Origin of the sequence: Chryseobacterium herbae (genome assembly GCF_025154075.1) — a bacterium.
GTDB lineage: Bacteria > Bacteroidota > Bacteroidia > Flavobacteriales > Weeksellaceae > Chryseobacterium > Chryseobacterium herbae.
The window spans coordinates 1,337,094-1,348,491 of sequence record NZ_JAOAMU010000001.1; the positions used below are offsets into that span (position 1 = coordinate 1,337,094).

General features: G+C 37.5%; 9 protein-coding genes. 3 read left to right on the plus strand and 6 right to left on the minus strand.

Going from position 1 to position 11,398, the window contains the following annotated elements:
- Nucleotides 1-6: 6 nt before the first annotated feature.
- Both N0B48_RS05855 and N0B48_RS05860 read left to right on the plus strand, forming a co-directional pair.
- Entirely contained in the window at nt 7-3,720 is a 3,714-nt protein-coding gene (locus N0B48_RS05855; protein WP_259837415.1) for a bifunctional metallophosphoesterase/BamA family protein, read from the plus strand.
- Between the two features lie 282 nt (nt 3,721-4,002).
- Nucleotides 4,003-4,722 (plus strand): hypothetical protein, encoded by a 720-nt coding sequence (locus tag N0B48_RS05860; RefSeq protein WP_259837417.1) that lies wholly within the window; start codon nt 4,003-4,005, stop codon nt 4,720-4,722.
- Between the two features lie 103 nt (nt 4,723-4,825).
- Here N0B48_RS05860 and N0B48_RS05865 read toward each other — a convergent pair whose 3' ends face one another.
- Nucleotides 4,826-6,844 (minus strand): M43 family zinc metalloprotease, encoded by a 2,019-nt coding sequence (locus tag N0B48_RS05865; protein ID WP_259837419.1) that lies wholly within the window; start codon nt 6,842-6,844, stop codon nt 4,826-4,828.
- A gap of 95 nt (nt 6,845-6,939) precedes the next feature.
- On the opposite strand from N0B48_RS05865, the gene N0B48_RS05870 reads away from it, so the two are divergent.
- A complete protein-coding gene (locus tag N0B48_RS05870) occupies nt 6,940-7,416 on the plus strand; it encodes a hypothetical protein (protein ID WP_259837420.1) in 477 nt (158 codons plus the stop codon).
- Nucleotides 7,417-7,511: 95 nt separating this feature from the next.
- Here the strand turns inward: N0B48_RS05870 and N0B48_RS05875 are convergent, their stop codons facing one another.
- The 5 genes from N0B48_RS05875 to ruvX all read right to left on the minus strand — a co-directional run bounded on the left by N0B48_RS05875 (nt 7,512) and on the right by ruvX (nt 11,314).
- On the minus strand, nt 7,512-8,381 hold the full coding sequence (locus tag N0B48_RS05875) for a hypothetical protein (protein ID WP_259837421.1): 870 nt from the start codon (nt 8,379-8,381) through the stop codon (nt 7,512-7,514).
- A gap of 221 nt (nt 8,382-8,602) precedes the next feature.
- A complete protein-coding gene (gene mazG, locus N0B48_RS05880) occupies nt 8,603-9,370 on the minus strand; it encodes a nucleoside triphosphate pyrophosphohydrolase (RefSeq protein ID WP_259837424.1) in 768 nt (255 codons plus the stop codon).
- A 322-nt stretch (nt 9,371-9,692) separates the two neighbouring features.
- Nucleotides 9,693-10,250 carry a DUF5606 family protein gene (locus N0B48_RS05885; protein ID WP_259837427.1) on the minus strand — a complete coding sequence of 186 codons (558 nt, stop codon included), beginning with the start codon at nt 10,248-10,250 and terminating at the stop codon, nt 9,693-9,695.
- 78 nt (nt 10,251-10,328) lie between these two features.
- Nucleotides 10,329-10,901, minus strand: coding sequence for a peptide deformylase (gene def, locus N0B48_RS05890; protein ID WP_259837428.1), 573 nt, complete (start codon nt 10,899-10,901; stop codon nt 10,329-10,331).
- Nucleotides 10,898-11,314 (minus strand): Holliday junction resolvase RuvX, encoded by a 417-nt coding sequence (gene ruvX / locus N0B48_RS05895; RefSeq protein ID WP_259837432.1) that lies wholly within the window; start codon nt 11,312-11,314, stop codon nt 10,898-10,900. The genes def and ruvX overlap by 4 nt, the downstream gene beginning before the upstream one ends.
- Between the last annotated feature and the right edge of the window lie 84 nt (nt 11,315-11,398).

Genomic DNA, 11,398 nt, shown 5'->3' on the forward strand with positions numbered 1-11,398 from the left:
AAATTTATGAATTTATCCTTTAAAAGTCATTTAAAAAATACTTCTATTGCCTTTCGAGCAGTATTGTCTGCAGGAGTTCTGTATTCCTGCGCAACATATAACGTAAAAAAGGGTAAAAACTTATTTGAAGTTAAAAATTCTGATATAAAATCTGAAAATGATTTTAAGGTTTTCCTGATCGGGGATGCCGGAAACTCAGATGAAACTCAGGCACAGAACACTTTAAATTTACTCAAAAACAAACTGGATTCCGCGGACAGCAATTCTATGCTGATCTTTCTTGGTGATAATATCTATCCCAACGGAATGCCGAAGGAATCTGACAAAGACTATGCACAGGCTAAACAGAAACTGGAAAACCAGCTTGCCATCACCAAAAATTTCAAAGGGAAAACACTCGTTATTCCCGGAAATCATGACTGGAACAGTGGCCTGGACGGATTAAAAGCTCAGGAAGATCTGGTGAAAGCCTATCTCAATGATAAAAAAGCGTTCCTTCCTAAAAATTCCTGTGGTATCGACGATATCAATTTATCCAAAGACATTAAACTAATCGTTATAGACACCGAATGGGCATTGATCAACTGGGATCAGTATCCAGGCGTCAATAAAAACTGCACGATCAAAACCCGCGAAGATTTCTTTACAGAGTTTAAAGATCTTGTAACTAAAAACCAGGATAAAAGAATCATTGTGGCCCTTCATCACCCGGTGATCAGCAGTGGCACACATGCAGGATTCAATTCTGCGAAATCACATCTCTATCCTTTGAAAAGCAAGATTCCGGTTCCGGTGGTTGCCAGTGTGATCAACGTTTTGAGAAGTTCTTCAGGAGCAAGTCTTGAAGATATCAACAATCAGCATTATGCAGATCTGGCCAACCGGTTGAAAAGTATCGTTCAGGATAAAGAAAACATTATTTTCGTTTCCGGACATGATCACAACTTACAGTATCATGAAGAAAGAAACATCAGACAAATCATCAGCGGTGCCGGTTCTAAAACAGATCCATCCACCATTGCTGAGAAGACCGATTTTTCTTACGGAGGCAGCGGTTTTGCCGTTCTTAACATCAGAAAAGATCAAAGTACAGATGTAGAGTATTTCTCTACAAAAGATAACAATCTGAAAAAGCTTACCCATATTTCGGTGATCTCAAAACCGGATGTATTTGTCAACAATTATCCAACATCATTTCCGGGAACAGTTCAATCCAGTGTTTATCCTGGAAAACTTACCCAAAAAGGAGGTGTTTACCGTTGGCTTTGGGGAGAACATTACAGAAAATATTATGGAATCCCTATAGATGCTCCTACGGGAGATCTTGCTTCATTGAACGGAGGATTTACGCCTTTCAGAGAAGGTGGCGGAAACCAGTCGAACAGTTTAAGGCTGAAAGCTGCAGACGGACAGGAATTTGTCATGCGTGGTGTAAAAAAGAGTGCCGTGCGTTTCCTGAATAATATGGCTTTCAAAAAAAGCACTTTCGGGAATGAGCTGAATAATACCTTTCCTGAAAAGTTCCTGCTTGATTTTTATACGACCAATCATCCATTCACCCCTTTTTCAGTGGGAAATATGGCGGATAAGCTGAATATTTTCCACAGCAATCCACGATTATATTATATTCCGAAGCAATATGCTTTAGGAGAATACAATGAAAATTACGGGGATGAAATGTATATGATCGAAGAACGTTTTTCTTCTGATCCTAAAACATTGGCTGCACTGGATAATGCCAAAGACATCGTTTCCACGGATGATGTTCTGAAAAATTTCACTAAAAATTATAAATATTCCGTAGACCGTGAATCGTATATCAGAGCAAGGCTTTTTGATATGCTGATCGGCGACTGGGACAGACATTCTGATCAGTGGAAATGGGCAGAGTATCAGGACGGCGATAAAGTGATTTACAAACCTATTCCTAAAGACAGAGACCAGGCTTTCAGTAGGTACGACGGTGCTGCTTTCAAACTTATCATGAATGTTCCGGCCATCCGTCACATGAAGACTTTTAAAGAAGAGATCAAAAATGTGAAGTGGATGAATATGGAGCCCTATCCGATGGATCTTATCTTTTTAAAGGGAGCTACTCAGGAGGAATGGACTGCACAAGCCAAATACATTCAGGAACATCTTACGGATGCTGATATTGACGATGCCTTCACCAATCTTCCGACAGAAGTAAAAGATGAAACCATTGCTGATATTCAGAGAAAATTAAAAATAAGAAAAACAAAATTGCAGGATTATGCGGCTCAGTATTACGATGTGCTGCAGGAAAAAGTTTCTCTGGCAGGAACGGTGAATCCTGATCAATTCGTTATTACCAAAGACCGCCATTCCGTTACGGTAAAACAATACAAATTAGACAAGAACAAAGAAAATCCTGAATTGGTTTTTGAGAAGACTTACGATGATTCGAAAACAAAAGAACTTTGGATCTACGGTCTTGAAGATGATGACATTTATGATGTTTCAGGAGAGGGAAGACCCAAAATGAATATCAGGCTTGTTGGTGGCTATAATCACGATGTATACAATATCGCTGACGGAAAAAGCGTGAAAATTTATGATTTTAAATCTCAGAAAAATACCTACAACGGTTCCGGGACGAAAAATATTTCTGATGATTACGATATCAACACGTACAATTACAAGCATCCGAAATACAATTTCTTTGCCGGCTATCCGAACCTAGATTACAACCCGGATGATGGAGTAATCATAGGGGTTCTGGCTAATTATACAGTGAATAATTTCATCCGCGATCCTTATACACAAAAACATAGTCTGCGGGCTAATTTTTATACATCAACCGGCGGATTTAACGTTGCTTATAAAGGAATTTTCAAAAAAGCGATATCGGGTTGGGATTTCAATCTTGATGCAGCATATACGACACCGAGATTTGCCGAAAACTTCTTCGGACTGTCTAATGAAAGTAAATACGACAAAGAAAATACGGAAAGGGAATACAACAGAGCGAGAATCTCTAAGTTTAATTTCGCGCCGTCTATCTCTAAAAAAAGCTGGATGAATCTTCAACACCAGTTCCAGCTGACGTTTGAGGATAATAAGGTTCAACAGAAAGGAAACCGTTTTGTAGATCAGTCTCCGGACGTACGACCTGAAGTTTTCAAAAGCCAGCAGTTTGCAGGAGCCAACTATACATTCAGCTTTAAAAATCTAGATAATAATGCTTTTCCTACTTTAGGCCTGGAATTCTTAGTGAATGCAGACTGGAGAACGAATCTTGCCCATACGGAAAAAAACTTCTTCACCCTGAATGGAACACTGACGCTGGATCACAGACTTGACAAAAGAGGAAATTTTGTTTTTGCGAACTCCAGCAATGCGATGTGGATCAGCAATAACAATTTTGAATTCTATCAGGCGGCAAGCATCGGTGGAAACAATGGAATGAGAGCTTTCAGAAATGACAGGTTCTCAGGGAAATCCTATTTCACCAACAATTCTGAGATCCGATGGGATTTCGGAAGGGTAAGAAACAATATTATCCCTGCCAATATGGGAATTCTTATCGGCTATGATATTGGCCGTGTATGGAATGACCATGAAGATTCTACGAAGTGGCATCAGTCTGTAGGAGCTGGTTTCTGGATGAGTGTTGTAGACATGTTTTCCGCGAGACTGAATTATTTTCACGGTTCGGATGGAGGCAGAATTTCTGCGGGTGTAGGGATGACTTTTTAAGTTGGTCTATTTTCCATTTTTTACTCCAAATTCTGCGTTTCATGATGCAGAACGATGTATTTCATTTATTAATTTTAAATTAAAAGAAATTTAAAAATCACCTCTATTCATTTGTAAATAACTACAAATAAATCAAATACGCTTAAGAAAGCCGGTTCATATTTTCTGGAGCTTTCAACAAACACACCGATAGCCCAATATGTTTGTGCATCTTTTAAAAATTCAATGTTTTAAAAAGAATCTATATTTGTTTTAAATTATTTCAACAAAAACAACTATTGGATGAAAAAAACGCTATTATACATGGCATTATTTGTCATGTCTTTAAATGTACACGCACAAGTGGGTATAGAAACCCCAACACCACAAAGTACCTTACACGTCAACGGAAGCCTTCAAGTGGTCAAAGACTTTAATGTAGGTGGAAATGGAAAGACAAGGGGAAACTCTGGAAACCGCGGTGAAGTCTTGATGTCAAACGGAGCCGGAACTGCACCCACCTGGGGCACTATTGAATCTCAAAATTTTTTAAAAGTAGTATTTGTCGGTAATAAGACCGATACCAACCCAAGTTCCGGAAGTTATACTGGAACGGGAAGTAACCCTATAAGCACACACGACAGCTATGCGAAAAGCTATGTTTATAATGTGAGCAATAAAGTAGACAACACCTACCTGAAGTACAATACCACTACAGGAATATTTACAGTGGTGAAGCCTGGATATTATAACATTGTGCCATATATTACGTATGATCTGAGCTTAAACGGAAACGGATATACAGCAGGAACGGCAAAATCGTCTATCCAGAAAGTTTCTCCAGCAACAGAAACACTGGCTTCCATCTCTACAGGACATGGCGAGCGTACCCTTGCGGTGAACCATAACCTGTCGTCTATCACGTATTTTAATAAGGATGATACCTTCAGAGTACGTTGTGTGTATACCCAGAGTTTCAGATTATCTGCCGGGAATATTCACATTTCTTATCTTACGCCGTAGGTAAAATTGAATGGTATAGCTTACAAATAAGAAGACTCAGGATATTTCCTGAGTCTTCTGTTTTATATAATCCTAATCATTTTTCATGATGTCATGGATCTTATTATTTTTTAATGAATTTAATACTCTCTGAGATTTTTTCATTATTAATTGTAATAACATAAGTTCCTTTTGCTAGATCAGCTACACGAACCTGATTATTATCGACATCACCTTTCTTAACAATCTGACCTACGGCGTTATGGATTTCAAAAGTTGTTTTTCCGGAAAGATTTGAAATATTCAGAACATCATTGGCAGGGTTAGGATATATCCCAAAATTATTTTTTTTGTTAACTTCGCTAGTTCCTAAAGTGTTTTGAGTAGTGAATAATTTGGATGCATAAAAGCCAAAATCATCACTTGCATGGTAGATCACCGTTCCTGTACTTGTAGATAGATCTACATATCCTCCGTCACTTAAGCCATCTCCATAATTATCAGAAATGGTAAATACGTAGCAGTCCGCAGGTAAAGTCCATGTCTGAGTAATTAGAGTTGGATCCGGTTGTCCGGTTTGTGTATTGCTATAAGCTCCTGATTTAACGATCTGTCCGGCACTGTTTTTCAGATTCCATCTTGTTTCTTCACCATAACGGTCTCTAAGCAGCTTAAACGTTACCGTAGTTGTTGCAAAATATTGTGGCACTACCGGCTTAATATAATTTCCATTAGAAACATTATTTGTAGTTCTCTGGTCTGTCCCTCCATTTACAGAGGTAATAGAAGCAGAAACAGGAGATGAAGCCACAGCAGCTGCAACAGGAACCGTAATAACAGTAGATTTATCCTGAGCCAAATTACCGGTCCAGTTATAATTCTGAGCAACACCTCCACCGAATGAATAGGAGATCACGGCTGACGTTAAGTTACCTGTTCCTCTGTTAGCAAGCATAAGTCTTATATTTCCAGAACCGCAATTACTTACTCCTATAGAGCAGGCTCCATCAAGTTTTAATTCCGCATCATTTTCGAACAGAGCAATAGGTTGGTCTGCCGTTGATGTTTTCAACTCCATTCTTCTTGGAGAGTTATCCATTACCGCTCTGATTCTTGTTTTCTGATCATTGGTATAAATGTTCATACAAGTATCGTTCGTATAATCCATATAATTTTGAACCATTTCAAAAACTGCAGGATTATCACAACTCGGAATTGCAGGATTACATGTATAATTTGCAGTATGCGCTGTTGGTGTATCTGCACAAAAATCTGAAGCACAAGCACCATCTCCCCAGATATGCTTCAGCCCGACAAAATGGCCCACTTCATGGGTCATTGTTCTTCCTCTATCATAACCCGCTTGCATCAGAAACGTTCCATCATTGTAATCCATACTTCCAAATGTACTGAAACCAGCGACAACACCATCGGTATTTGCTAATCCTCCATTTACCGGCATTCCCTGTAAATTTGAACCTGAAGGAAACTGAGCATAACCCAACAGTCCATTACGGGCAAAATCTACACTCCACATATTCATATATTTGGTAGGATCCCAGATCGTCTGTGGTTTTACAACACTGTTAATATGAGTCTGGCTCCAGTAATCCTGACAAAGGTTCAGTCTATCCACCCCATTGGTAGGATTTCCGTTGGGATCCACTTTTGCAAGGGCAAACTGGATCTCAGTATCTGCACCCACCAAACTTGAATTAAAGCCCGGAGTAGCTGCCATTCTTCTAAAGTCATTATTCATGACCGTAATCTGAGAGAGTACCTGAGCATCTGTAATATTAGGGGCAACTCCCACATTTTGCCCGCTATGGATCACATGTACTACTACCGGAATAGTAATAATATTTCCGTTTTGCGATTTGTTCATCTTCGCCTTTTCCACTAAAGGAGCCAGCCATGCTTCAAATTGTTCCGTGGTCATTCTTTCAGGGAACTTTGCTCTTAAATAGTCTTCATACTCATTAGCTGAGCACCTTTCAAACCCATTGGATTCCTTATGCACTTCTGTGGATTTCTTTCCATACCTTGGTTCTTCTTTGCCCCCTTTATTCTGGGCACTGAATAAACCAAAACCAAAAACGATTGGCAGTATTAAAAGATTTTTCGAAATAGTAAATCTTGTCATTAGTATATATTTTATTAATTTAGCAAAAATATAAAATTAAACCACTTAAAATAATGAATAACTAATAAAAAACAAAAAAAAATAAATAAAAAACAATGAAACACTATATAATATTAATTAATACAATTCTAATCATTTCAAATATAAGCTGTTTTCCTCAACAGAAAGAAGTAAAAACAGGAAATAAATCAATAGAAAAAGCAAAAACAGAGAAAATTGAAAAGGTAGAATTAGCAGAAAATACCAGGGGGATCAATCGACACACCACTTTTACTCCCAACTCTAAAATACTTGTAGACAATGGAGTAACAACCACTTATCCCACTACTTCTTCCGAATGGTCCAATATAGCTCGTGAAGCAGAGCTGATTGATTTATCCAAAATAGCTGACCTTGAATCTCCAACAACCGAAAGATACTCTGATCAGGCTTTATCTGTTGTTATTACAATCACCTCCAACGGAAAGATATATATTTCCGGGACTTTTGATGATGGCAGACCACCAAAACAATTGGAAGCTTTATATAAGCAGATGACCAACCCTAAAGGAAGCCCGAAGAAAAAACCCTAAAAATTCTTCCTTAAAATAAAAACAGATCTTTATTGTTGATAGAGATCTGTTTTTATAAGTCAATACACCCTTAAGAATGGATTCTAATTTAAAATTTAGAAAGAAAATCTATATACATTTCCACCTGTCTCTTTATCCTTTTCATCGGCAATCAGTAAGGTTTTATCATCAAGAAAAACAACCGCCTCTTTTTGGGAATTGTGATTTAAAGATATTTTTTCAATTTTGGAAGTATTGAAGTTGTCTGCCGTAAATCCTGAAAGAACATGGATATTTCTATGGGTAAGCAGAACGATTTTATCCTGAGTGCTGTTCAGAGCCGCTGAAGTAATGGCAGCATCACTGTACTTCCCTTCAAGCTTTAATTTCCCTACCAGTTTTGCTTCAAAATCCCCTTCTTTATTAGGAATCTTGAATACCAGGAAAGTTCCGTCAAAACCTTTGCTTCTGTTCTTGGTGAAAAGGTAGAAGTTTCCATTCATTTCTACGAACGCTTCACAGTCATACAGAAGGTTTGATTTCTTGGGAGGAAATTCAGTCTGTCCTTCGTAATGAAATTTTGTGGTCTGAACGGCCTTTGTTGTTTTTTGGGTTGCCTCTTTTAAATCCAGTTTTAAAATAGCGAGGTTCTGTCTGCTATTGTCATTGTTTCCGAAATCACCAAGGTAAATATTTCCCTGAGCGTCTTTTGTAATATCTTCCCAGTCGTTGTTTTCAGCATTTTCTACCAGAACATCCGTTACCAGTTTGCCCTGTTTGTCCAAACCGTACACGACATTTTTATTTCCTTGGTCTTCTATAGCCCAAATGGTATTTTTATCCTGAGACAGAACAATTCCTGAAACTTCTTTCAGTTTTTTAGGCAAAGTAAACTCCACTGTCAATTCATCAGTTTTAGGGGTATCCTGAGCTTTCGGATTACAGCTCCACAATAAAAAAGCGGATAGGGTAAGAATACGCAACATAGCTATTTTTTTAATTTTTTAAACTGAAAATACGAATACCGTATATTTTTCTCTAAGTTATTAATAATCTACTGATGGTAAAGAAAAAACCGGGCCGAATACACAGACCATCAGATATATCATCCGCTAAATAGGCTTGACAAGGCTAAGCAACAAAACTGTTATTTAATTTTCATTTTTTGAACTCCGGCAAATATTGGAATCTGTTGTGTACGGGCATGTTATGACATCAGTTTCGCTTTCTCCCACAGCACATCCATTTCCTCCAGAGAGAGGTCCGCAAGCTTCACATCGGATTCTTCTGCCAATACTTCCATTTTCTGGAATCTTGAGATGAATTTTAAATTGGTTCTTTCCAGTGCAGAATCCGGGTTCAGTCCTGATATTCTGGCATAGTTGATCAGAGAGAAAAATACATCTCCTAACTCCAGTTCTTTTTTATTCAGATCAGTTTCTTCGTGAAATTCCTGAATCTCTTCATCCACTTTTTTCCAGGCATCTTCCGCATCGTGAAACTCAAACCCTATTCCTTTTACTTTATCCTGAATTCTGTAGGCTTTTACCAAACTTGGAAGACTCTTTGGAACACCGCCTAAAATAGATTTGTTACCTTCCTTAAGTTTTAGTTTTTCCCAGTTCTGCTTCACTTCTTCTTCATCTTTCACTTCTGTATCACCATAAATATGAGGATGGCGGAAGATCAGTTTTTCATTCAAAGAATTGATGACATCTGCGATATCAAAACTTTCTTTCTCCGATCCTATTTTAGAATAGAAAACAAGATGCAGCAAAACATCTCCCAGCTCTTTTTTGATTTCCTGTAAATCTTCCTGCAAAATAGCATCCGAAAGTTCATAGGTTTCTTCCAGCGTTAAATGACGAAGGGACTGCAGGGTCTGCTTCTGATCCCACGGACATTTTTCACGCAAATCATCCATGATGTCTAATAATCTTCCGAAAGCTTCTAGTTTTTCTTGTCTGGTATTCATAATTTGAGGATTCAAAGTGATGCAAATTTAGGGTAAATCTTTAAGTAAGCTGTTTTAAATTGGTGATAAAAAATCCCTATCAGAAATTTCTGACAGGGATTTATATTTTAAAGTACATCATTTCGAACCGTTAGGTGAAGCAATCTGGAAATTTATGAAACAAAAGACTTTATTTTGAGATTGCTTTGTCACTTCGTTCCTCGCAATGACAAGCTTTACAAACTATTACTGAAATAATTTTGTGTCTTTGTGAATACCAACTCTTAATAACAAAAAACCTCATCATTTCTGACAAGGTTTTATATTTTAAATTCGGGATAGATTATCCTTTTTTAGTATGTGTACTTTTTGGAGCTGCTTTTGCTGCAGAAGTAGCTTTTACTTTTGGAGCGGCAGGCTTTTCAGCTTTTGGAGCTGCTTTTTTAGGAGCATCTTTGTCAATGCTTATTTCTTCCTGTACACCATCCAATGTTTCAGGTTCTGCTTTTACGAAGCTTTCAGGAGTAATGTATCCTGCTTTGTGAAGAAGGTTATACCATTGAGCCAATTTCTTGATATCTGAAGCATAAACTCTTTCTGTATCGTAGTTAGGAAGAGAAGCCGTCATAAAATCTTTCAGAACTTCGTCAGAAGATTTGTGAGAAATGGTTTCTTTATACTCGTAATTTTTAGCAATATTTTCAAAAACTTCGAACAAAGGAACTTCTTTATCAAATGTAAACATGGCAATATTATCAAGTAAACTCACCTGACTTGAGTTTCCAATGCTTACTTTTTTCTTGGAAGTAACATCTTCAATGATGAAACCGTTTCTTAATTGAGAAACTAATTTGAAAAGTCCTGGCTTTCCGGAAATTGAAATTATTTTTTCTAACAGCATAATTTTATTTTTTGTAAATTCTGCAATCGGCGCGGGGCTTTTTGCTTTTTATTATTTTGTTTTTAATCCTTGTTTAAATTACTTTGGAAATCTCATTTTGTAACTGATACTTACCTCGCCCTGGGAGATTTTCGTCAGTTTACCTTTTACGAGTTTTTTCTTCAATATGCTCAAATGGTCTGTAAACAGCACGCCTTCAATGTGATCATATTCATGCTGAATTACGCGGGCTCTAATATCGGAAAAAGTTTCTGTATGTTTCACAAAATTTTCGTCATAATATTCAATAACGATTGTTTCTTTTCTCTTCACATCTTCTCTTACATCCGGAATAGAAAGACATCCTTCATTGAATTTCCATTCTTCACCTGATTCTTCAAGAATGGTTGCATTAATGAAAACCTTCTTAAAATCAGCCAGTTCGTCTTTGATATCCTCATAATCTTCGTCGTCCGCAAGAGGAGTCACATCGATTATGAACAGGCGTAGATCCAGCCCGATCTGCGGGGCAGCAAGGCCAATGCCGTTTGCACTGTACATCGTTTCAAACATATTATCTATAAGTTCCTGTAAACCGGGATAATCTTTGTCTATATCTTTCCCTACTTTTCTCAAAACAGGATCCCCAAAAGCTCTTATCGGTAAAATCATCTTATTCTTTGTTCTAAAAAATTCTGCAGTATGATAGTTGCACTTACTTTATCTATTAACCCCTTCTCCTGTCTCTTTTTTTTGCTTTTTCCACTTTGGGAAATAAAAAAAGAAGCCATTTTAGAAGTAAATCGTTCATCTAACCGGTGGACCGTGATACCGGAAAATTCTTTCTGAAATCCTTCAATGAATTTTAAGATATCCGTTTCCACTTCGGAAACATTTCCTTTTAAATCTGTAGGAAGTCCTACGACCACTTCATCCACTTTGTTTTCGGTGAAATATTTCTTCAAAAACTCCATCAAAACACGTGTTTCCACAGTATTCAGGCCGCTTGCAATAATCTGCATATCGTCTGTTGCAGCGATACCGCAGCGTGCCTTTCCGTAGTCTATTGCAAGGATCTGTCCCATAAGTGTGCAAATTTAGTAAAATTTAATGATTTTATTCATAACGCAGCTTTTTTATAAAAATCATGTTTTATTCCATTATTTTTT

What these genes read in the sequence shown, in the direction of transcription:
- N0B48_RS05885 (WP_259837427.1), bottom strand. Translation starts at nt 10,250, where the DNA reads ATGCTGTTAGAAAAAATAATTTCAATTTCCGGAAAGCCAGGACTTTTC.
- N0B48_RS05870 (WP_259837420.1), top strand. Translation starts at nt 6,940, where the DNA reads ATGAAACACTATATAATATTAATTAATACAATTCTAATCATTTCAAAT.
- N0B48_RS05860 (WP_259837417.1), top strand. Translation starts at nt 4,003, where the DNA reads ATGAAAAAAACGCTATTATACATGGCATTATTTGTCATGTCTTTAAAT.
- mazG (WP_259837424.1), bottom strand. Translation starts at nt 9,370, where the DNA reads ATGAATACCAGACAAGAAAAACTAGAAGCTTTCGGAAGATTATTAGAC.
- def (WP_259837428.1), bottom strand. Translation starts at nt 10,901, where the DNA reads ATGATTTTACCGATAAGAGCTTTTGGGGATCCTGTTTTGAGAAAAGTA.
- N0B48_RS05855 (WP_259837415.1), top strand. Translation starts at nt 7, where the DNA reads ATGAATTTATCCTTTAAAAGTCATTTAAAAAATACTTCTATTGCCTTT.
- N0B48_RS05875 (WP_259837421.1), bottom strand. Translation starts at nt 8,381, where the DNA reads ATGTTGCGTATTCTTACCCTATCCGCTTTTTTATTGTGGAGCTGTAAT.
- ruvX (WP_259837432.1), bottom strand. Translation starts at nt 11,314, where the DNA reads ATGGGACAGATCCTTGCAATAGACTACGGAAAGGCACGCTGCGGTATC.
- N0B48_RS05865 (WP_259837419.1), bottom strand. Translation starts at nt 6,844, where the DNA reads ATGACAAGATTTACTATTTCGAAAAATCTTTTAATACTGCCAATCGTT.